Origin of the sequence: Clostridium sp. AM25-23AC (assembly GCF_003435125.1) — a bacterium.
Lineage (GTDB): Bacteria > Bacillota > Clostridia > Lachnospirales > Lachnospiraceae > Pilosibacter > Pilosibacter fragilis.
Map to the genome: position 1 here is coordinate 106,341 of NZ_QWGI01000004.1, position 20,508 is coordinate 126,848.

Annotated in this window: 20 protein-coding genes and 1 tRNA gene; 11 read left to right on the forward strand and 10 right to left on the reverse strand. The window is 50.5% G+C overall.

The window, feature by feature from the left end; all coding sequences use genetic code 11:
- Nucleotide 1: 1 nt before the first annotated feature.
- Nucleotides 2-2,296, forward strand: coding sequence for a HAMP domain-containing sensor histidine kinase (locus tag DW677_RS03955; protein ID WP_117471188.1), 2,295 nt, complete (start codon nucleotides 2-4; stop codon nucleotides 2,294-2,296).
- Nucleotides 2,297-2,375: 79 nt separating this feature from the next.
- On the opposite strand, the gene DW677_RS03960 is transcribed toward DW677_RS03955, so the two are convergent.
- From DW677_RS03960 to DW677_RS03970, 3 genes are read right to left on the reverse strand one after another with little or no spacing between them, the layout of a single operon-like run.
- Nucleotides 2,376-3,500, reverse strand: a complete 1,125-nt coding sequence (locus tag DW677_RS03960) for a M20 family metallopeptidase (protein ID WP_117471187.1) — start codon at nucleotides 3,498-3,500, stop codon at nucleotides 2,376-2,378.
- 48 nt (nucleotides 3,501-3,548) lie between these two features.
- Nucleotides 3,549-4,904 carry an MATE family efflux transporter gene (locus tag DW677_RS03965; protein ID WP_117471200.1) on the reverse strand — a complete coding sequence of 452 codons (1,356 nt, stop codon included), beginning with the start codon at nucleotides 4,902-4,904 and terminating at the stop codon, nucleotides 3,549-3,551.
- Between the two features lie 5 nt (nucleotides 4,905-4,909).
- Nucleotides 4,910-6,076, reverse strand: a complete 1,167-nt coding sequence (locus DW677_RS03970) for a M20 family metallopeptidase (protein WP_117471186.1) — start codon at nucleotides 6,074-6,076, stop codon at nucleotides 4,910-4,912.
- A gap of 333 nt (nucleotides 6,077-6,409) precedes the next feature.
- Between DW677_RS03970 and larE the strand changes: the two genes are divergently transcribed.
- Nucleotides 6,410-7,240, forward strand: coding sequence for an ATP-dependent sacrificial sulfur transferase LarE (gene larE, locus DW677_RS03975; RefSeq protein ID WP_117471185.1), 831 nt, complete (start codon nucleotides 6,410-6,412; stop codon nucleotides 7,238-7,240).
- 170 nt (nucleotides 7,241-7,410) lie between these two features.
- Here the strand turns inward: larE and DW677_RS03980 are convergent, their stop codons facing one another.
- Complete coding sequence (locus DW677_RS03980; protein WP_117503604.1) at nucleotides 7,411-7,665, reverse strand: hypothetical protein; 255 nt, start codon at nucleotides 7,663-7,665, stop codon at nucleotides 7,411-7,413.
- 121 nt (nucleotides 7,666-7,786) lie between these two features.
- Between DW677_RS03980 and DW677_RS03985 the strand changes: the two genes are divergently transcribed.
- Together DW677_RS03985 and DW677_RS03990 are read left to right on the forward strand one after the other, a co-directional pair.
- Nucleotides 7,787-9,001 (forward strand): metallophosphoesterase, encoded by a 1,215-nt coding sequence (locus tag DW677_RS03985; RefSeq protein ID WP_158553035.1) that lies wholly within the window; start codon nucleotides 7,787-7,789, stop codon nucleotides 8,999-9,001.
- Between the two features lie 60 nt (nucleotides 9,002-9,061).
- Nucleotides 9,062-10,237: an amidohydrolase gene (locus DW677_RS03990; RefSeq protein ID WP_117566520.1), complete on the forward strand. Its 1,176-nt coding sequence runs from the start codon at nucleotides 9,062-9,064 to the stop codon at nucleotides 10,235-10,237.
- Between the two features lie 66 nt (nucleotides 10,238-10,303).
- On the opposite strand, the gene DW677_RS03995 is transcribed toward DW677_RS03990, so the two are convergent.
- From DW677_RS03995 to trmB, 5 genes are all read right to left on the reverse strand, one after another.
- Nucleotides 10,304-11,272, reverse strand: coding sequence for a P1 family peptidase (locus DW677_RS03995; protein ID WP_015552862.1), 969 nt, complete (start codon nucleotides 11,270-11,272; stop codon nucleotides 10,304-10,306).
- 260 nt (nucleotides 11,273-11,532) lie between these two features.
- A tRNA-Lys gene (locus DW677_RS04000) sits at nucleotides 11,533-11,605 on the reverse strand.
- 193 nt (nucleotides 11,606-11,798) lie between these two features.
- The gene (gene trxA / locus DW677_RS04005) at nucleotides 11,799-12,116 is read right to left on the reverse strand and encodes a thioredoxin (protein ID WP_117566521.1); all 318 of its coding nucleotides are present in this window, start codon (nucleotides 12,114-12,116) and stop codon (nucleotides 11,799-11,801) included.
- A 97-nt stretch (nucleotides 12,117-12,213) separates the two neighbouring features.
- Nucleotides 12,214-12,351 (reverse strand): hypothetical protein, encoded by a 138-nt coding sequence (locus DW677_RS18245; protein ID WP_165859928.1) that lies wholly within the window; start codon nucleotides 12,349-12,351, stop codon nucleotides 12,214-12,216.
- Between the two features lie 47 nt (nucleotides 12,352-12,398).
- A complete protein-coding gene (gene trmB, locus DW677_RS04010; RefSeq protein WP_117470993.1) occupies nucleotides 12,399-13,043 on the reverse strand; it encodes a tRNA (guanosine(46)-N7)-methyltransferase TrmB in 645 nt (214 codons plus the stop codon).
- A gap of 333 nt (nucleotides 13,044-13,376) precedes the next feature.
- On the opposite strand from trmB, the gene DW677_RS04015 reads away from it, so the two are divergent.
- Nucleotides 13,377-14,186 carry an SH3 domain-containing protein gene (locus DW677_RS04015; RefSeq protein WP_015552858.1) on the forward strand — a complete coding sequence of 270 codons (810 nt, stop codon included), beginning with the start codon at nucleotides 13,377-13,379 and terminating at the stop codon, nucleotides 14,184-14,186.
- A 116-nt stretch (nucleotides 14,187-14,302) separates the two neighbouring features.
- Here DW677_RS04015 and DW677_RS04020 read toward each other — a convergent pair whose 3' ends face one another.
- Nucleotides 14,303-15,217 (reverse strand): LysR family transcriptional regulator, encoded by a 915-nt coding sequence (locus DW677_RS04020; RefSeq protein ID WP_117470994.1) that lies wholly within the window; start codon nucleotides 15,215-15,217, stop codon nucleotides 14,303-14,305.
- Nucleotides 15,218-15,491: 274 nt separating this feature from the next.
- On the opposite strand from DW677_RS04020, the gene DW677_RS04025 reads away from it, so the two are divergent.
- The 6 genes from DW677_RS04025 to DW677_RS04050 all read left to right on the forward strand — a co-directional run bounded on the left by DW677_RS04025 (nucleotide 15,492) and on the right by DW677_RS04050 (nucleotide 20,429).
- The gene (locus DW677_RS04025) at nucleotides 15,492-15,803 is read left to right on the forward strand and encodes an ATPase (protein WP_117483838.1); all 312 of its coding nucleotides are present in this window, start codon (nucleotides 15,492-15,494) and stop codon (nucleotides 15,801-15,803) included.
- Between the two features lie 3 nt (nucleotides 15,804-15,806).
- A complete protein-coding gene (locus tag DW677_RS04030; RefSeq protein ID WP_117470996.1) occupies nucleotides 15,807-16,862 on the forward strand; it encodes a V-type ATPase subunit in 1,056 nt (351 codons plus the stop codon).
- A 17-nt stretch (nucleotides 16,863-16,879) separates the two neighbouring features.
- Nucleotides 16,880-18,808 carry a V-type ATPase 116kDa subunit family protein gene (locus DW677_RS04035; protein ID WP_117566522.1) on the forward strand — a complete coding sequence of 643 codons (1,929 nt, stop codon included), beginning with the start codon at nucleotides 16,880-16,882 and terminating at the stop codon, nucleotides 18,806-18,808.
- 180 nt (nucleotides 18,809-18,988) lie between these two features.
- Nucleotides 18,989-19,420 (forward strand): ATP synthase subunit C, encoded by a 432-nt coding sequence (locus DW677_RS04040; protein ID WP_015552854.1) that lies wholly within the window; start codon nucleotides 18,989-18,991, stop codon nucleotides 19,418-19,420.
- A gap of 45 nt (nucleotides 19,421-19,465) precedes the next feature.
- A complete protein-coding gene (locus tag DW677_RS04045; RefSeq protein WP_117470998.1) occupies nucleotides 19,466-19,774 on the forward strand; it encodes a V-type ATP synthase subunit F in 309 nt (102 codons plus the stop codon).
- 73 nt (nucleotides 19,775-19,847) lie between these two features.
- Complete coding sequence (locus tag DW677_RS04050; protein WP_347472270.1) at nucleotides 19,848-20,429, forward strand: V-type ATP synthase subunit E; 582 nt, start codon at nucleotides 19,848-19,850, stop codon at nucleotides 20,427-20,429.
- Nucleotides 20,430-20,508: the final 79 nt, after the last annotated feature.

Genomic DNA, 20,508 nt, shown 5'->3' on the forward strand with positions numbered 1-20,508 from the left:
GATGGCAGAAAAAAAGACAAACTCATTCTTCAAGCGTCTCGTCGGCTTCCTTCACTTTCTCTTTGCCTGCGTGACACTCGTGGGGATCGGGTTCATGTATTTAAACAGCAACTACGGGCGCGGTCTGGACTGGATCAAAACGGAGACCTTCGAACAGTCCCCGGATTTCAGCAAAAAGGTTCAGGCGGATATCACAAATATCTTTGATTATGTCCAGTATCAGGATATTTTTGAATCCAACGGCGAGGTCGACTACTCCAAGATCGTTCTGGAAGTCACCACGGGACCTGGCGGTGAGAAATCCTATACTCTGGACGATATTATCCAGTACGGAAAATCCCTGGGCTACTACATGGACGAGTCCGACAATTACGCGTTAAAGGGCGGTCCGGAGACGCTCTCCGAGGAAGATCAGGAACAGGTCTATGTCCGCTACCGCTGCTACCAGTCTGAGGAAGACTTAACGAGCCCGGATCAGTCTTTCTCGACGATGCCGGATCTGATATATGAGATCTTAAGGCGTTTCTCTTCCTACTACTCGATCTATTCGAGACTCATGAGCGACTTTACGAATCTCTATTTCCGCGTGGCGTACTACTCAAAAAATAATGCGATCTATGAGATCCATACCAACGCGCCGGAGATGTCCAACGATGACATTATGGCCATGGGAAGATATATCTACTATTCCGGAGACTCCAACGACCTTGCGGTCCGGACGAACTTCGAATCCAACTTTCCGAGTATCCCGGCGCTGATGTCGAAAAATAACCCGTACAACGGCAACAGCTACTATGTGGTCATCGGTCTCGACACATCCTATAAGGCGAACGATGACTATGCTCAGGCATATACCGCCTATAATAAGTCCCGCGTGAATTTCTCCAACGGACTTTATATTACGATCGCGGGACTTGCCGGTTCCCTCGTGACCTTCGCGTTCCTTCTGTTCCTGTCCGGACATGCGTCGATCTCTGACCGGACCATCACGCTTTACCCGTTTGACCGGACAAAAACGGATTTCATGCTGCTCCTGATGGCATTCGTGTCCTACCTCTGCATCCACATCATGGCGCCGGTGACATCAAAGCTCCTGCACCTGGTAGTGACATCAGATTACTGGGACCGCGCGAACCTGCTGGTGGCCTTCGGATACCTGTATTTCTGCGTCATCCTGACCTTCTTCAGCCTGATCCGCAGATACAAGGCGGAGACACTCTGGAAGAACAGCTTTCTACATGATCTTACAGAAACACTCTCCGAGAGCACGTTCCGCTACCGGATCACAATAGGCTTTGTGCTGTATCTTGCATACAACGTATTCATGATCACCGTGGGGGCATTCATGATCTTCCATCATGAAAATTCCGTTTTCCAGTTCATGCCGTTCATCTTCGTGATGATCGCCTGGATCGCCGGAAACCTTCTGGTATTCTACTTTATCTACCGGAATGCGGACCAGACTGACAAGATCCATGCCGCCATCGAAAAACTCGCCTCCGGGGAGACGAGCTACAAGGTGGATGTCAATGATTTCTCGAGTCTGGAGGCGGAACTCGCCGAAGGACTGAACCGTATCAGTGACGGTCTGGAGACAGCTCTTGCCGAACAGGTAAAGAGCGAACGCCTGAAGGCCGACCTGATCACGAACGTGTCCCACGATATCAAGACACCGTTGACCTCCATCATCAACTATGTGGATCTCATCAAGCGCCAGCACATTGAAGACCCGACGGTTCAGAAATATCTGGAGGTTCTGGATCAGAAATCCCAGAGGTTAAAGACACTGACCGAGGATCTTGTGGAAGCTTCCCGCGCAAGCTCCGGAAATATCAAGCTGGAGATCACAAATATCGATTTCGTGGAACTTGTCCAGCAGACGACCGGAGAATTTGAGGAAAAATACGCGATCCGCCATCTGGAGATCGTCAACACACTTCCGAACGAGGTCATCATGATCGAGGCAGACGGACGAAGGCTATGGCGTGTCCTTGAAAACCTCTATAATAACGCGTTCAAGTACGCGTTAGAGGGAACCCGCGTCTACGTCACGATCGAAGACCATGGCGCCGACGTTGTGTTCACGATCAAGAATGTGTCCGCAAACCCGTTAAACATCAGCCCGGATGAGCTCACCGAGCGATTCGTCCGCGGTGACGTTTCCCGAACCACGGAGGGAAGCGGACTTGGACTTTCCATCGCGAAAGACCTGACAACTCTTCAGGGCGGAAAGTTCGAGCTGATCATCGATGGTGACCTGTTTAAGGCGCAGATCACGTTTCCGATCAAAAACTAAATAGCTTCTTATAAACAGAGAGCGTACCACCTTTTTTAGGCAATACGCTCTCTGTTTATATCTTATATATTGAAATCTCTCAGATCGTCAGCACAAACGAAGCCAGCATCGCGATCCTCGGAATATACTGGTCGATCAGGATGTACTCGTTTGCGGAGTGGGCCCCGTCACCGGCTGCGCCGAGACCGTCAAGGGTCGGGATACCCATAGCAGATACCTCGTTTCCATCGCTGCCGCCGCCCACAAACTGATGGGAAAACTTAAGCCCGACCTTCTCGCCGCAGATCTTCGCCTTCTCGAAGAGCGCCATGTTCGCCTCCGTCTCCTCCATCGGCATCTTGCTGTCACGTTCGATGACTTCCCTTGTGGTTCCCGGAACCGTCGTCCTGATCTCGTTGATCGCCTTGCGGACCCTGTCTCCCTCGGCGGCTGTCTTTACGCGGCAGTCGATCTCGATCTCTGCCTCGGCCGGGACAACGTTCGGTTTTGTACCGCCACTGCAAACGCCCACATTGACGGTAGTTCCAGCCTCGTAATCTGTCAGTTTCTGGATCGCGAGGATCTCATGTGCCAGCTCCTCGATGGCATTGATCCCCTCTTTATGGGCATTTCCCGCATGGGATGCCTTTCCGTGAATCCTTACGGTAAAACGGACAAGGCCTTTTCTTCCTGTCTTTAAATCTCCGTTCGCTGTACACGGCTCGCAGACAAGCGCCGCCTTCGCGTCCTTCGCAAGCTCACAAATGATATCGGTAGACTCAGCACTTCCGGTCTCCTCGTCACCGTTAAAGATGAATTCCAGCCTCTTTCCCGGATCGATCCCAAGATCCTTATATGCCTTTACAGTCCAGATCGCGGAAATAAGTCCGCCTTTCATGTCATAAACACCCGGCCCGTGGAGCCCATTTCCTTCTGTATAATACTTCAGCGCACCGATGAGATGTACGGTGTCATAATGACCGATAAACAGGATCTTCTCCGTACCCTTTCCATACTGGAACCGCACCGGACAGTGTCCGTTCTCCGCCTCGTAGACAAAGCAGTCCTCTCCTGTGCGCTCCTTGATCAGCATGACCAGCTTTTCCCGCACCTTTGCCAGAGCCTCAATATCTGAAGTGCTGGCCTCTGTCAGGACCAGAGATTTTAAGTCCTCAAAGATCTCCGTCTCATGTTCTTTTAAGTAAGCAAGTATTTTCTGTTCCATGATTTCTGTCCTTTCTTCTGTAATTGATACTGTATACCTATCTATATCTTACTTCTTTATCACGCGGACCTTCTTCCATTTTCCTGTCAGATACCATCCAAACGAGATCACATAATTCGCAGCCCAGCCAAGGGGAACCGCCATCCATGCTACCTGGATTCCATAAATCGGTGCAAACAGGTTCGTCACGCTGACACGGATCGCGAGATTCACGAGGTTTGCCACCGTAAATGCCGTCACATCACCTGCGCCGCGCAGCAGACCGTCCGTGGACGCCTTGAGGCCGATAAACGAGTAGAAAAACGATAAGAACTTCACATAACTGAGTCCCACCGAATATGCTTCACTGCTGCCGCTGTCAAGGAACAGGGACACGAATGCTCCTCCTGCCAGCTGGTACATCACGCAGAGCACCGCACCCGCCGTCAGGACGATCACATAGCACATCCGGTAACCTTCCTTCACCCGGTCGATCTTTCCGGCCCCCATATTCTGGGCTGTGAAGGTTGACATGGCATTTCCCATGGCGAGCATTGGCACGATGCTTAAGGACTCGATCCGCATGCCCGCGGAGTATCCGGCGATCGCCGTGGAGCCGAAGCTGTTGATCACAGACTGGACCAGCAGGATTCCGATATGGACGATGGACTGCTGCAGTGTGGACGGAACGGCGATCTTCACCATGGAGACCGCCATCTCTCCGCTGTAGAGACGCACCGGTTCCTCGGCAGGATACCCCTTTAGCTTGCGCATCAGAAGCAGGAACGAGATCACCGCCGAGATTCCCTGTGCGATCAATGTCGCCAACGCAACGCCACGGACACCCTGCTTGAAAATGATCACGAGGATCATGTCCAGCACGATGTTTAACAGGGAAGAAAAGATCAAAAGGTACAGCGGCTTCTTTGAATCTCCCAGTGCGTTGAAGATCGATGCCTGAACGTTATACATGAACAGGAACGGCAGTCCGAGAAAGTAGATCGCCAGATACAGCGCCGCATCCGAGAAAATATCCTCCGGTACGTTGACGAGATTCAGGATCCGATTGTTGAACAGGAGCCCCACTGCTGCCAGAAACGCCGCAATCCCAAGGAAATTGAACATCGTTGTGTAGACTGCCGTCTTCATCTTCGCGAGTTTTCCCGCTCCCAGAAACTGGGAGATCACCACGGAGCTTCCGATTCCGCCGCCGATGGCGATGGCAATAAAGACGTTCGTGATCGCATAGGATGCGCCAACCGCCGCTAACGCCTGTTCCCCGACGAATTTTCCTACCACTACTGAGTCCGTGATGTTGTAAAACTGCTGAAAAAGATTTCCGAGTATCATCGGAAGCACGAAGAAAAGCAGGGATTTTCCCGGATTGTCCGTCAGCATGTCATATTTTTTTCTTGTCTCTTTCATGTCTGTCAAAACGTAATGATGGAAGCCAACGCCAGTTTCGCTCTGGAAAACAGTGTCTCAGCTACCGCATACTCCTCCATTGAATGATTGTTCGCGCCCTTGACGCCCATGGCGCAAACTACCGGAACGCCTTCCGCCGCAGCCAGGCAGGAATCGGACCAGCCGCCAACTTTCTTTGTCTGCAGCTTTCCGTAACCGATCATGTCTGCCGTCTTCTGGACATGGCGGAAAAGTTCCAGATTTTTCTCCGATACCGGCATTACCGTGCTCGGCTTCGTCCAGGTCACATCTGCCGTCGTATCCGGGACAGTTCTCGTCTCCGCAATCTTTTTGATCGCCTGAAGTGTTTCCTCAAGGCGTTCAAAGCTGTCGTAGCGGATGTCGATTCCAACCTCACAGGACGCAGCCACTGCGTTTGCAACCGTTCCGCCCTGAATCACACCTACATTCACAAAAAGTCCATGTTCAAAGTCATGAAGCTTCTGGATCTCGATGATCTTATGCGCCATCTCCAAAATCGCGTTTCTTCCGCGCTGCGGATCATTTCCAGCGTGGGCCGCGACTCCGTGAACGGTGAGTGTCACACGGCAGGAACCTTTTCTTCCAACAACGAGTCCGTCATCGATAAATCCCGTCTCAAAGTTGAATGCCGCCGCGCATCCCGCGCAGAGTTTCCGGATCTCTGACTCCGCATTTGTCTGACGGTGTCCGTTCTCCTCATCTCCCGCAAAGACAACGCGGATCGGGCGTTTCCCATATCCGTACTCATGGAGCGCCTTTAAAACGTAGACAACGATCACAAGTCCCGCCTTCATATCCAGAACTCCCGGTCCGTGGGCATTTCCGTTCTCATCGATGCGGAACGGATTTTTCTCTAACGTGCCTTTCGCAAATACCGTGTCCATGTGTCCGATCAGGACGATGGGCTGGCCTGCTGCCTCTTTATTCCATACACCTGCCAGGAGGTTTCCGAAACGTTCCATCGGGATCACAGCTGTCTCCACTCCGGCACTTTCCAGTTCATCCTTTAAGACCGCACCTACCCGGTCAACGCCCTCTTTATCCGGGGTTCCGCTTTCGATAGAAACGATCTTTTCCCATAGCGACAGCATCTCGTCCCTGTGACGGTCTATATACGCGGATGTCTTCACGATTAGTCCTCTGTCTTCCATAGCCTGCATCCTCCTTGCCATTTTATTCATCTATGATATAACAAACATACTGAAATGAAAATACTGAAAATCTATAAAAATCGGGAATTCCGCCTGACGGTAACGCCTTCCCGGTTACAAGCTTGACTTCTACGTCTCTGCGAATTATAATGAGTGAATTAAACCTACCAATTTGCTATGAAGATATGACCACCCGTACGAGACTGCTAAGATAAACGCTCCGCGAGGATGCGCAGTGATTTTGATAGAAATATGTCAGCTTCTCTGACCAGAATCACGCGGCAAGTCTCACGGACGTTCAACTTGAGAATATGAAAGGACGGAGAATTCCTTATGAACAACACGATCAACGTTTCCATAGACTGCGTTCCGGCCGCACTCCGGGAATTTTTTGCGGAGCATTCTACCATCGCTCTTGCTTTTTCCGGCGGAACGGATTCCTCTTATCTTCTCTATGCCGCAAAGGCCTGCGGAGCAAATGTACATGCTTACTATGTCTCCACTCCGTTCCAGCCGCAATTTGAGTTAGATGACGCGAAGCTTCTCGCTGAATCATTACACGCGGACATGACGGTCCTGCCCTTTGATGTGCTGACGGATAAAGTCGTAAAGAGCAATCCGAAAGACCGCTGCTACTACTGCAAGAATCAGGTATTCGGCGGAATCCTGAAAGCCGCAAAGGAGGACGGCTTTACCGAGATCATGGACGGAACGAATGCCTCCGATGACGCCGGTGACCGCCCGGGCATGCGCGCTTTAAAAGAAATGAAGGTACTGTCCCCGCTGCGCCTTTCCGGAATAACAAAAACGGCACTCCGGGAATATTCCCGAAATGCCGGATTATTTACATGGAACAAGCCCGCCTACGCCTGTCTTGCGACGAGAGTTCCGTCGGGAATTTCCATCGAAGCTTCTGTATTAAGGGATGTGGAATGGGCGGAGAAATCCCTCTCCGACCTTGGATTCCGCGATTTCCGCGTCCGCGTGTACCCGGATCCCGCTGCCGCAGACCCAAAGGCCGATGCGCCGTGGTGCGCAAAACTCCAGCTCACCGAGGACATGATCCCGAAGCTTATGGAGCAGCGGAAGGAGATCTGCGCGCTCTTAAAGCAGAGATTTACGGATGTGACACTGGATCTTGTGGCGAGAACACCGTCGATGTAGGGAACGTCTCCCACATCTGTACATCAGATCTAATGCTCTGTATACGCAGATCGGCTAAAGTCTATAAAACAGGGAACGAGTATAACCGGCTTAACTTCACCGGTCATACTCGTTCTTAAAATATTTTCACCCCGAAAACTTCCGGGCCTTTTTGTATACAGGATTCCTCTCTATGTCACCTCATTCAGCCAGGCTACTGCCGCTTTGATCCCGTCCTCGCTGAACTCAAATTCCTGATACGTCTTTTTTTCATCTTCCGTCACAGAAAAAATAAACGGCCCCGGCCAGGTGATCGCCTGGATCTTATCCGGCTCGCCTTCCTCTCCGCTGATCTTCCGGATCATAAAATTCGTTCCCTTTTCACTTCCGGTAAATGTTGTCTTCTTTAAATATGGAATGGAGATCATTCCTGTCAGCTCGATCATAACAACCTCTTTTCTTCTTTTCCATTGCAAATTGTTAAAGTGTTCGCTATACTTACACCATAAACCACCGTACAGGAATCATTATACACCATTCCTGTCCACGAAGCATCAGGAGTATCTCATGTTAGCTGTATTTTTATCTCCGGTCTACCTGTTATTTCAGGCATACATTCTTTTATGGCTCTACGCCTGGGCGGATTCCTGCTCCCCGGCGCTTCATTCACTGTTTTTCAGGATCCCTGTCACAGTCCTCTATCTGTTTTTTGCCGTCAGCCCGCTGACCGGATTTCTGATCACAAAAGAACCACTTCACCATTTTCTCCGGGTGATCAGCAACTACTGGCTCGGCACTCTGGAATATATTCTGCTTTTTATCATCACCTTCGACGTGATCCGCCGTGTCACCGGCCATTCCTTCTTTATGAAATACCGGTACCCGGCCATGCTGCATACCATGCCGAAAAATCTCGTGATCTTTGGCGGCTTTGCCATTGGCCTGATCCTTATGGTCAGCATTTACGGTGTCCTGCATGCAAGACGGGTCTATGTGCGGCAGGATCCGGTCGTCATCGAAAAGAGTTCTTCTCTTCCGGGACTTAAGATCGCCCTGATCGCGGATCTTCACCTTGGATACAACTCCACGAAGTCCCATGTAAGAAAGATCGTAGACACCATTAACTCCCAAAATGTCGATCTCGTCTGCATTGCCGGAGATCTCTTCGACAATGATTACAACGCGATCAAGGACCCGGATGAGGTGGCTGACATTCTATCCGATATCAAGAGCCGGTACGGCACATACGCCTGCTGGGGCAACCATGACGTAAGCGAGAAGATCCTCGCCGGATTCACATTTCCACAGAAGGAAACGATCGTCCGGGACGGGCGGTTTACGGAATTTCTGCACCACGCCGGTATCACGATGCTGGAGGACGAGACCGTCTGCATCAATAATGCATTCTATCTTGTCGGCCGCCGGGATAAGGATATGGCAAAAAAAGAACAGCTCCCGCGGAAAACCTTTGCTGAGATCACCGAACCTCTCGATCCCTCACTTCCCATCATCGTCATGGATCACCAGCCGGGAGAATTGTCAGAAGCCTCCGATGCCGGTGTCGATCTGGACCTCTCCGGCCACACCCATGACGGTCAGATGTTTCCGGCAAACCTTGTGGTCCATTTTCTCTGGGAAAACGCCTGCGGAGTCCTGAAAAAGGGGGCTATGACGTCTATTGTCACCTCCGGCGCCGGTGTCTGGGGACCGGCGATGCGGGTCGGGACTAACAATGAAGTCGTGATCGCAAATGTGTCGTTTGATCCAGCCACAGACCAATAAGCTGTTGTTCCAATAAGTTGTTCCTATAAATAGTATAAACGAGAAAAACGGAGGTTTTATATGAAAGAATTTGTCAAGTCCATCACAAGCCCTTATGAAAAAGAACTGATCGAAACACGCCGTTACCTGCACCGACACCCGGAGCTCTCCTTTCAGGAGACAGACACTGCCGATTACATCCGCAGCAGCCTGAATGCCCTGGGCGTCCCGCTGATGGAAGGGATCTCCGGAACCAGCACGGTCGCTGTCATAAAAGGTGAAAAAAACGGTCCATGCATCGCGTTCCGCGCGGACATCGACGCGCTCCCGGTGGAGGAAGAAAATGATCTCCCGTTTAAGTCCGAGGTTCCCGGCGTTATGCATGCCTGCGGACACGATATCCATACCGCAGTCCTTTTAACCTTCGCAAAGGTTCTCACAGCACATCCGGAGCTTGTCCGTGGAACTGTGAAGCTGATCTTTCAGGCAGCCGAGGAAAAGCTCCCGGGAGGCGCTAAGGCGCTCTGCGAGGAAGGTGTCATGAAGGATGTCGATCTCATCTATGGTTTCCACTGTGCTTCCGCGTTTCCGCTCGGCACCATCGCCGTGACTCCCCGGGCGTATTCCGCAGCGATCGGTATTTATGAAGTGAAGATCCATGGAAAGGGCGGTCATGGCGGTTATCCGCAGAATGCCCTGAACCCGGTCCCCGTGGCCTGCATGGTCGGATCTGCTTTAAACCAGATCCTGGCTGAGAAAAAGAATCCGCTGGAAGGCGGTGTTCTTACGGTTTCCTATATAAATGGCGGCCAGTATCCGAATATCATCACGGACACTGTGACTCTCGGCGGCAATGTCCGCACTTTAAACAATGACCTGATCGACAAAGTCTTTGACTCCATCCACTCCATCAGCAGGGGGATCTGCGCCGGATTCGGCCTCACCTGCGATGTGACCACGACTCTGGGCTATCCGGCAGCCATCAACGTGCCGGAGGAGATCGAAACGGTCCGCAGTGTCACAAGAGACCTCGGATATACCGTCTACGAGCGCCCGGATGCCCTTGGCGGTGAGGATTTTGCCTACTATCTTCTTGAGAAGCCGGGTGCCTACTTTCAGATCGGAATGGCTGATCCCGAACGCCCGATTACCTCTTCCCCGCACCATAACTGCCATTTCCAATTAGATGAGCGCGGAATTTCAGAGGCGCTTGAGATGGAGCTTGGTCTGTACCTGCGCGTGACAGGACAGATGTAACCGTATAGAAAAAGCGGCTGTCATATCGGCAAAGCTTTGCCGGGCAGCCGCTCTTTTTCACTATTTTTACAAATCCTTCGCTCCAACAAGTCCATAGGCCGACTCCGCGCTCCTCACAGCCCTCAGGATCGCCTCCGCCATAACCTGGGCACCGAGGGTTCCGACCATATCCTGATCTGCCTTCACATCGCCCACAGACAGCGCGTAGATGCTGTCTCCGTCGGAAGAAGTATGAACAGGGCGGATCGCCCGCGCATAGCCGTCGTGAGCCATCCCGGCGATCTTGCAGAGGCTGCTCTTCGGGAATGCCGCGTTCGTAATCACCGCACCGATGGTCGTATTCTCTGTTGCGCCGGTGAACTTGTTCTTGACCACTTCATAGCTCTTATAAACGGCTTCTTCTGTGTCCGCAAATGTCTTCCTGTCCGCATTTAAAAGACCGGCCACCTTCTTTCCGTCCTTCCAGTCATAGATATCGCCTCTCGCATTCACCGCAACGATTGCGCCGACCTTCAGATCCCCAATCTGCACCGCATAGCTTCCGATTCCGCCCTTCATGCAGAGAGACTTGTCCCCCAGCTTTCCGACGGACGCGCCTGTTCCAGCGCCGAAGTTTCCATCCTGATAATTATTCTTCTCCGCGCCCTCGCATGCCGCGTATCCCATGGCCTTATCCGGTCTCGTCTTAAAATCCCCGACCATCAGGTCAAACAGGCAGGACTCGCATACAAGCGGTACCTTCGTGATTCCCACATCAAAGCCGATCCCACGTTCTTCCAGATACTCCATAACGCCCCCAGCCGCGTCCAGACCGAACGCACTTCCGCCGCTGAGTAAAACTGCCTGGATCACGTCAGCCGCCGCCATGGGCTTTAAGAGCTCCGATTCCCTGGATGCCGGGCCGCCTCCACGCACATCCAGCCCGGCTGCCGCGCCCCGCTCGCAGATAATAACCGTGCACCCGGTCCCCGCTTCCTTATTCTCCGCGCTGCCGATCCTGATATTTTCGATCTCTGTGATCTTGATCTCTTTCATCCTTTTAATCTCCCTTTAATTACCTGTGATTCCGAAACAGGATCCCCTAAATGAGGATCCTGTTGGTAAATTTTTCATACACTTTTTCTATTTATATAGTATATCACATTTTAAAATTAAATTAAAATCATAAAATCGGGAATATATAATGGATAACAAATATTTGAACGAATGATATGATTATTGAATGATTCGATATCAGTGTAACAAAAAACACCGTCCCGGCGGCTTATCATCCGCTAAAACAGTGCTTTTTTTCGTGCACCTTCAGGGATTCGAACCCTGGACAAATAGATTAAGAGTCTACTGCTCTACCAGCTGAGCTAAAGGTGCTTGGTTTGTTGTTTTTCTTTGTTTTGTTTGCCTCATCCGTGGCACGTTTTGTATTATAGGATAAACCAAGAAAAAAGTCAACACCTTTTTTGAAATTTTTTTAATTTTTTTGTTTTTCAAAAAACAGGTACAAATGAAACGATTAAAAAAGCCAGCAAACATGCGGGTTTGCCGGCTTTTTTGTCCCTGTTTCTTACAACATCTCTTTGATCGCATTTTCCAGAACTTCTTTATCCTGAAGTCCAACGCCCTTGGAAAAAATTTCTCCATCCTTGAAAAGAATGATCGTCGGGATAGACATAACTCCGTAGCGGGCAGCAATATCACTGTTCTCGTCTACATCGAGTTTGCCGATCTTTACTTTTCCGTCGTACTCCTCAGCGAGCTCTTCGATCACCGGAGCCATCATACGGCACGGGCAGCACCATGTCGCAAAGAAATCCACAACTACCGGGATCTCTGAGCCCAGAACATCAGCATCAAAATTTGCGCTTGTAAATACTGTTTCCATATTATTTTCTCCTTCCATTAATATCCTGCTGCATTCAAAGCTTTTCCACCGCATTCGCTTACCGCTCCGGCGGTCACAGAAAACCTCTCTGCCGCGCTTATTTTTTCTTTCTGCCGCAGACAACATCATTTGCCTCGTCAAAACATTTCCTGATCCGGATAATTTTCCGATTCAGTTCCATCTTGTCGCAGGTTGCCTGTGAGAGCCACCGCTTTACGCATGCCCACATACTCATCCGGCACACGGCCTTTCCGTCATTTCACGTCTATTATATGCAGATATTTATGACTTATCACGGCGGGCGGTCAGCTTACAGATCGGCTTGCCCTCCGCGGAGAACTTCGTCTCGTACTCTGTCATAACATTTCCCTCGGCCATATCGCTGTGGTGAAGATCAAATGTATGGGATGTCACCTGCCAGCCTGCCTCCGGAATGGATTCTAAAGAATAGCGGAACAGGTCCTGATTGTCGGTCTTAAACTCGATAATTCCGTCCGGCTGTAAAATCTTATCATACACGGCAAGGAAACGGTCTGATGTCAGGCGGCGCTTCGCATGACGGTCCTTCGGCCACGGATCCGAGAAATTTAAGTAGATCCGCTCCACCTCATTATCCGCGAACACCTCCGTAAGCTCTAAGGCATCGATCCTCATAAAATAAATATTAGAAAGCTCCAGCTCCGCGCGCTTCTGAAGTCCGCGAAGCAGAACGCTGGAGTAACGCTCGATTCCCACGTAATTGATATCCGGGTTCATCTGGGCAAGCTCCATGATGAATTTTCCTTTTCCCATTCCGACCTCAATGCGGATCGGATTATCGTTTCCAAAAAATTCATGCCACCTTCCCTTCAGTGACTGCGGATCCTGGACCACATATGGGCTCTCAGCAATCTCTTCTTCCGCGCCTTTGATATGGCGTAATCTCATAATGTATTTCCTCCTGATATTGCTTGTGTCTCATTTTATCATTGAAAGCCTTATTTTGCAAGGTAACAGTGACGCGCAGAATTTTTCTTTCAATATATCTTTTGGAAACAGAAAATTCTTAAATTGTCCAAAAATTTTTCGTGCAATTTTCCCACTGTTCCAGTATAATAAAGATAATGGCTGACAAAATCGCTCTTTTCGTGTCTGTGATCGTTTCATCAGGCGCACAGCATTACATAGAAGAAAACGGCATCTGTGAGTATCCGGCACCTTCACCGGCACCGGATTTTCACCTTCACGCGCCGTTAAAATACATAAAACGGAGGGATTTATATGGCAAGAAACGACATTCCTAACGGATGGGATAAGATCCGTCAGAATGTTCAGGAGACCGAGCGTCTCATGGGACAAAAACAATACAACCAGTCCATGATCAAAGCAAAACAGACCGTGGAATACATGGTTAAGCTCCAATGTGAACAGGCGGGGATCATGGAAGGCTCCATGGACTCTATGATCCACGAGCTCTACAACAACGGCTGGATCTCAAAATCCACCGCCGAGCACTACTTACAGATCTACGACATCGGCACAAAAGCCGCAAAAAACGGCGATAACGGTGCCTACAATGCAAACCAGGCCTACCACGTGCTGTCCCAGGAGATCTACTCCTTTGCAGACAACGGGAAAGCCCCCCGCGGAAGACGCCCGGCCGGTAGCCGTCCCCAGCAGTCCAGAAACCGCAGCGCCGGTTCCCGGCAGTCCGGAAGCGGCATGCAGCCGGCTGATCTTTTAAAATTTGTGGTTCCGATCGTCCTCGTGATCATCCTGATCGTCCTGATCCGTGTCCTCACGCCGAAGAAACCGGCTACAGAGGAGACCTCCGCACCAGTGATCACAACGGAAACAGCAGAGACCACAGCCCCGGAGACTGAACCGGAGAGCACAGCTTCCGGCTCCTCCTACAAGACAACAACGACCTTGAACGTCCGCAAAGAACCGTCCACCGACGCTGACCGCATCGGAAAACTGGACCCGGGCGCATCCGTTGAATATCTCCGCGACCACGACGATACCTGGGCCGTCATCAAGTACAACGGACAGGAAGCCTATGTCGCGAAGGAATTTCTAACAGCGGAGTAATAACTTATTGGAATATCAAATTCAAAAAAGCTCTAAAGCCAATATTTAGGGCGGGATTCCGATGGATCCCGCCCTATTGCTGACTTCAGAGTTCTTTTTTCATTTATACTACATTCTTACACCGTCACATCTCCCATCCCCGACGGGTCTTTCTCAAAATACTTACAGAAATAATTCACAAACTCATCCACCACCGGCTTATTTCCTGCCTGCTCAAACACCGTGACCACCAGGTCACGCCTGCAGTTCGGGTAACGGATCGGGATCAGGACAACACCATGCCCCGGCTTTCCACCCCAGGCTTTTTCCGGCCAGAAGCCGATTCCAAGCCCTGCCGCGATCAGGTTGCGCACCGACTCCGGACTGTTGCTCTCAAACACCGCCTGAGGGCGGATCCCCGCTCTCCGGCAGAAATCATCGCAGATCCCGCGGAGCTGCCAGCCGTTTCCGAGACGGATGAAATTTTCTTCCTTCACTTCCCGCAGATCGACGGTCTTATGTTTCGCAAACTTTGAATCCGGCGGTACTGCCAGAAAAATCTCCTCCCTCAGATATTCCCGTCTTACCACGCCATCCGGAAGTTCCTGCGGATGCGGAGGCGTCACAGATATAGCGATCCTTGATTCGATATGGATATCACAGCTCTCCGTCATCTCAAGCTGGGATACCTGAAACTGGACATCCGGTTTCAGGGCCCGATAGGAAATAATACTGTTCGTAATGAGGTTCGACGCGGACAGGAAATTTAAATAGATCGTGCGCTCCGATGAATAAACCGACTCCCAGAGCTCATCCTTTAGATTATCGATGGATTCCAGAATCGGGATCAGGCGTTTTTTCAGGAGTTTCCCCTGTTCGTTGAGCTCGATCCGGTGATTTTTCCGGTCAAAAAGGCTTACGCCGAGCTCCGTCTCCAGACGCTTGATGGACTGGGACAATGCCGGCTGGGCGATATGCAGATCTTCTGCCGCTTTTGTCAGATTTTCATACCGCGCTGCCGCCAAAAAATACCGAAACTGCTGGATTTCCATATCATTCCCCCTTTTTCTTTCGCGCCTTAACGATCATGTTAATTTTGTGCTAATTTTTCGTTCATTTATAGCATTTTCCGATTATTATAACATTCATGTTATAATAGCATAATTATTATATATTTGAAATTCCTGATTTTCAAGCTATATTATAATGTTACCGGGGTCAGACACCCAGGAAAACCTGACTTGAATTTTACCGCATAAAACTCCGAGGTTTCTGGCCCCATCCCCCCGGATGAGGGAAAATCCTTCTCAGAAAGGAGACAAATCAATGAACAATATCATCAATCAGCTCTCCCAGATTGAAGAAAAGACTGTCGCGATCTTAGACGGCGCTGCTGACAAGAAAAAAACTCTTGCAGCAGAATATGAGGCAAAGACGAAACAGTTTGACAAGGAGCTGAATCATGAAACCGAACTGGAGATCCAGTCCATGCGCCAGAAAATGGAGGCAGAAGCCGCCGCGGAGCTTGACAGGCAGAAAACCGCCGCCGGTGACCAGATCGCCCGCCTGGAACAGCATTACGAAGAAAAGCATTCCTGGTATGTGGACTCCCTCTTCCGTTCTATGACCGAGGTGTGATCTATGGGAAGTCTCATCACTTACAGTGCGATCGCTGCCAAGCTTGCCGCGATGCGCGGGCATTTCCTCACGGATGATGAGTTCTCGGTCCTCGCGGGAATGGAGAATGTACCTGCTGCGGTCGAATACCTGAAAAGTTCTCCCGCCTACAGGGATGTTTTTTCCGGTGTCGAAAATGAGGAACTCCACAGAAGTAAGATCGAAGAGCTTTTGTGGCACTCCCTCTACGGTGATTTCTCAAGGCTGTTCCGATTCGCAAACGGAACCCAGAGAAAATTTCTGGATCTCTACTTTCTCCATTTCGAGATCGATGTCATGAAACGGTGTCTGAGGGACGCGGTTTCCGGAAAACGCTCAGATTTGAACTTTAAGAGCTTTGAGCCCTTCTTCCGAAAGCACTCCCACCTGGATTTCACCGCCCTGACTGATTCAAAAGATCTGGACGAATATCTGGACAGCATTCAGAACACCCCTTATTATGGTCCGTTAAAGGACTTAAGGGATCAGGGCATCACTTCCCTGTCTGAGTTCGAATCTGCTCTGGACATCCTGTACTTCATCCGTTTCTGGAAAAGTTTAAAAGACCAGCTTTCAAAAGACGACCGGGAGGCCATCGCCGACTGTGCCGGTGAAAAGATCGATCTTTTAAATATTGAATGGCTCGCAAGAGCGAAACGCCACTACAAATTATCTGCCGATGCCATTATGGAGCTTCTGATCCCCGTATGGCACCGTTTAAAAAAGTCTCAGGCAAGAGAGCTTGCCGAAGCGCCGTCTATAGAGGAATTCGACCGGATCCTAAAGGGGACCCGCTACGGAAACCGGATCTTTCGGGCATCCGGCGAACAGCAGGAGAATCCGGAACTGCATTCCCTGTTCCGGGCGCTTCTGGATGCTGTGTACAGCAAATCCGGACGGAATGATCCGTATTCCGCGGCTGCGTTAAACAGCTACTTCTATTTTAAGGAAGAGGAGATCAGAAAAATCATCACCACCGTTGAGGGGATCCGTTACAGCCTTGGCAGTTCAGAAATTCTCACCTGCCTGGCAGAAAGTTAGAAAAGGGGGTATGCTTTGTGATCGAAAAAATGAAATTCGTCAGCATCTCCGGGCCAAAGAACGATCTGGACCGAATGGTCAACCAGTATCTCTCCCACTATGAGATCCAGCTGGAAAACGCGCTGACCGAATTAAGATCCGCATCAAAATTAGAACCATATCCCGGAACCAATCCATACCGGGAACCGCTTCAGAAAGCGCAGAAACTTCTCGCTTCCTGTCCCGGCGCAAAACAGCAGGAGATTTCCACCGGAACAATGCCTGTGGAGAACGCCATCACACTTGTAAATGACATGGATACGGAGCTCGCCGCCTCCGATGAGGAGCGGGAGTCCTTAAAGGCAAAAGAAAAAGAAGTCTCTTCCCTGTTGGAGCAGGTACGCCTGTATGTGGAACTGGACTTCGATATTCCGGCAATTCTAAAGCTGAAGCACATCAAATACCGGTTCGGACGTATCAGAAAGGAAAGCTTCCCGCAGCTTCAGGCATTCGCCGACCGCTCGGATGAGACGATCCTGTTCAAATGCCACGAATCAGACCACTATATTTCTTTGCTCTACTTCACACCGGATATCACCTCCGACCGGATCGACACCGTCTTCTCGTCCCTGCAGTTCGAGAGGATCTATCTCCCGGATGAGTACGCCGGAACCCCGAAGACCGAGGTCGAACGTCTGGAAAACGAGCTTGCAAATCTGAAAGCAAAGGAACAGGCCCTGGACGCAAAAGATTCCGGGTACCTGCTGACGAGACAGACCAGTCTCCGGGATGCCAGCCAGGTGCTGAAATCCTATGAAGCAAACTTCAATGTGAGAAAGTATGCGGCATGCACCCATGATAAGGATCATCCGTTCTACATTCTCTGCGGCTGGATGACAAAAGAGGACGCGGAAGCTCTCCACAGGGACCTCGCAAAGGACGCGGACACATTCTTCGTCTTAGAGGACAGCAAAGAGCACGTGACCAGCATTCCGCCCACCAAGTTAAAAAACATTCCGCTGCTGCGGCCGTTTGAGATGTTCGTAAAGATGTACGGACTTCCGTCCTACGGCGAGTTTGATCCGACGCTTCTGATCGCCATCACCTACTCCATCTTCTTCGGCTTCATGTTCGGAGATGCCGGACAGGGACTTGTCCTTCTGATCGGCGGTTTCCTGCTCTATAAGTTCAAAAAGATCGATCTGGCAGCCATTATCTCCTGCTGCGGATTCTTCTCAACGATCTTCGGATGCCTCTTCGGAAGCGTCTTCGGATTTGAAGATGTGATTCCGGCGCTGTGGTTAAAGCCGACCGAAGCCATGACGGATCTTCCGTTTGTGGGTCGTCTGAACACCGTGTTCGTCGTTGCCATTGCTCTCGGCATGGGAGTCATCCTCTTTACGATGATCTTAAACATGATTACGAGCTTTAAGAACCATGACACCGAAAAGACCTGGTTCGATACAAACGGTCTCGCAGGCTTCGTCTTTTATTTCAGTCTTGCAGCCACCATCGTAATGTTCATGAGCGGACATACACTTCCGGCTGCAGCGGTCCTGATCATCATGTTCGTCCTGCCGCTTCTCGTGATGTTCTTTAAGGAACCGCTCACAGCAGTTCTGGAAAAGAAATCTGAGAAGATCTCCGGTGGCGTGGGAATGTTCATCACACAGGGATTTTTCGAGCTGTTTGAAGTACTCTTAAGCTACTTCTCCAACACGCTTTCCTTCGTCCGTGTGGGCGCCTTCGCCGTCAGCCATGCAGCCATGATGCAGGTTGTTTTAATGCTCGCAGGCGCAGAAACCGGAGCACCGTCCATACCGGTCATTGTTCTCGGAAACCTGTTCGTGTGCGGCATGGAGGGCCTGATCGTCGGGATCCAGGTACTCCGTCTCGAGTACTACGAGCTGTTCAGCCGGTTCTATAAAGGAAGCGGCCGGGAATTTAAACCGTTCTACGAGAAATAAGAATAAATGGTAACTGTTCAGTAGGTCTGCGCACTTGCTGCGCTGACCGTAATAAAACATAGGCTGGAAGGCAAAAATCCCATCAGCGAAGCTGATCTGGAATGGATTTTTGCGTGTAACTATGAAGGCACTGAATCGTTACAATAAATGGTAAAATACAGATTTTAGGAGGTCATCGTCATGACAATCGCAGTAAAACTTCTTTTAACCGTTGCACTTATTTTCAGCATTGCTGTCCCCTTCGGAGCTTTCGCCGCAGGTGAAAAGACAAAAGGACGCTATAAAACAGCCCTCGCAGCCAACACCGTAATGTTCTTCGGAACCATGCTCTTCGCCGTCTGCGTACTCTTTGGCGGCACTGCATTCGCAGCCGAGTCCACAGCTGCAGCTGGCGGCATCTCCACCGGTATGGGCTACATCGCAGCTGCTCTTTCCACCGGACTTTCCTGTATCGGCGGCGGCGTTGCCGTTTCCGCGGCAGCATCCGCAGCACTTGGCGCTATCAGTGAGGATTCCTCCATTCTTGGTAAATCTCTTATCTTCGTAGGTCTTGCCGAAGGTGTCTGCCTGTACGGACTTATCATCTCCTTCATGATCATCGGTAAACTTTAATGCCTGACAACATGGCTGAACTATTACCAGGAATGGAGACCGGCTATGAGAATGTATTTGATCAGCGATAATACCGACACGCTGACCGGCATGCGGCTGGCGGGCGTGGACGGTGTGATCGCAAATGAAAAAGGAACGCTGGAAAAGGCGTTGAACGAAGTGTTAAAAGACAAAAATATCGGGATCATCCTGCTCACCGAAGCTCTCGGAAAGAAGTATCCGGAGCTGGTTAAGACGGTACGCACAGAACATAAAAAGCCGCTTCTCATCGAAATCCCGGACCGCCACGGAACAGGACGGCGGCCCGATTTCATCACGGCATATGTAAATGACGCGATCGGACTAAAGTTATAGTATGCACACAGCGGTTCCGTCCGCAGGCGACAGCGATCCGGAACCGCTGCAGATCGATATTGGAATCAAGGAGGTGGCTGCTTTGACAACCGAAGAAAAATTACAGCATTTTGAAGACATCTGCACAGGCGACGCATTAAAGAAATACGAGCAGGCAGTCTCTGATTATACCGCTTATGAGGAAAAGATCCTGAATGAGCATAAAGAAAACGCCAGAAAGCAGGCAGCATTGCAGATCGCTGCCGAAAAAGAGCGGATCGCACGGGAGACCAACAAAAACCTGTCCTTAGGCCAGATCGAGATCCGCCGTTCCTATAGCAGAAAAGATGAGGAACTCCGCGGGAAAGTCTTCTCCGAGCTTCGCGACAGACTGGCGCGGTTCATGGAGACCCCGAAATATGATGCACTCTTAGAGGCGCAGATCAAAAAAGAAAAAGCATTTGCAGGATCCAGTGAGATCCACATCTATATCGACCCGTCCGACAAGGAAAAGCAGAATCTTTTATCCTTAAGGACCGACTGCGACATCCGCGTCAGCCAGTACCCGTTTCTCGGCGGCACGCGGGCCGTCATCGCCTCGAAAAATATCCTGATCGATAACTCCTTTGAGACGAAGCTCAAAGAAGCTGAACAGGACTTCCAGTTCTCACTGTAACTGTGCAATACGTTCCCGTGGTCAGCGCGGTACACGCGCAGACCTGCCGGACAGTTACTTTTTATAACATTTTTGGAGG

Bases quoted from the DNA above. Each gene is read 5' to 3' on its own strand.
- DW677_RS03955 (WP_117471188.1), top strand. From the start codon at position 2: ATGGCAGAAAAAAAGACAAACTCATTCTTCAAGCGTCTCGTCGGCTTC.
- DW677_RS03960 (WP_117471187.1), bottom strand. From the start codon at position 3,500: ATGGAACAGAAAATACTTGCTTACTTAAAAGAACATGAGACGGAGATC.
- DW677_RS03965 (WP_117471200.1), bottom strand. From the start codon at position 4,904: ATGAAAGAGACAAGAAAAAAATATGACATGCTGACGGACAATCCGGGA.
- DW677_RS03970 (WP_117471186.1), bottom strand. From the start codon at position 6,076: ATGGAAGACAGAGGACTAATCGTGAAGACATCCGCGTATATAGACCGT.
- larE (WP_117471185.1), top strand. From the start codon at position 6,410: ATGAACAACACGATCAACGTTTCCATAGACTGCGTTCCGGCCGCACTC.
- DW677_RS03980 (WP_117503604.1), bottom strand. From the start codon at position 7,665: ATGATCGAGCTGACAGGAATGATCTCCATTCCATATTTAAAGAAGACA.
- DW677_RS03985 (WP_158553035.1), top strand. From the start codon at position 7,787: ATGTTAGCTGTATTTTTATCTCCGGTCTACCTGTTATTTCAGGCATAC.
- DW677_RS03990 (WP_117566520.1), top strand. From the start codon at position 9,062: ATGAAAGAATTTGTCAAGTCCATCACAAGCCCTTATGAAAAAGAACTG.
- DW677_RS03995 (WP_015552862.1), bottom strand. From the start codon at position 11,272: ATGAAAGAGATCAAGATCACAGAGATCGAAAATATCAGGATCGGCAGC.
- trxA (WP_117566521.1), bottom strand. From the start codon at position 12,116: ATGGAAACAGTATTTACAAGCGCAAATTTTGATGCTGATGTTCTGGGC.
- DW677_RS18245 (WP_165859928.1), bottom strand. From the start codon at position 12,351: ATGAGTATGTGGGCATGCGTAAAGCGGTGGCTCTCACAGGCAACCTGC.
- trmB (WP_117470993.1), bottom strand. From the start codon at position 13,043: ATGAGATTACGCCATATCAAAGGCGCGGAAGAAGAGATTGCTGAGAGC.
- DW677_RS04015 (WP_015552858.1), top strand. From the start codon at position 13,377: ATGGCAAGAAACGACATTCCTAACGGATGGGATAAGATCCGTCAGAAT.
- DW677_RS04020 (WP_117470994.1), bottom strand. From the start codon at position 15,217: ATGGAAATCCAGCAGTTTCGGTATTTTTTGGCGGCAGCGCGGTATGAA.
- DW677_RS04025 (WP_117483838.1), top strand. From the start codon at position 15,492: ATGAACAATATCATCAATCAGCTCTCCCAGATTGAAGAAAAGACTGTC.
- DW677_RS04030 (WP_117470996.1), top strand. From the start codon at position 15,807: ATGGGAAGTCTCATCACTTACAGTGCGATCGCTGCCAAGCTTGCCGCG.
- DW677_RS04040 (WP_015552854.1), top strand. From the start codon at position 18,989: ATGACAATCGCAGTAAAACTTCTTTTAACCGTTGCACTTATTTTCAGC.
- DW677_RS04045 (WP_117470998.1), top strand. From the start codon at position 19,466: ATGAGAATGTATTTGATCAGCGATAATACCGACACGCTGACCGGCATG.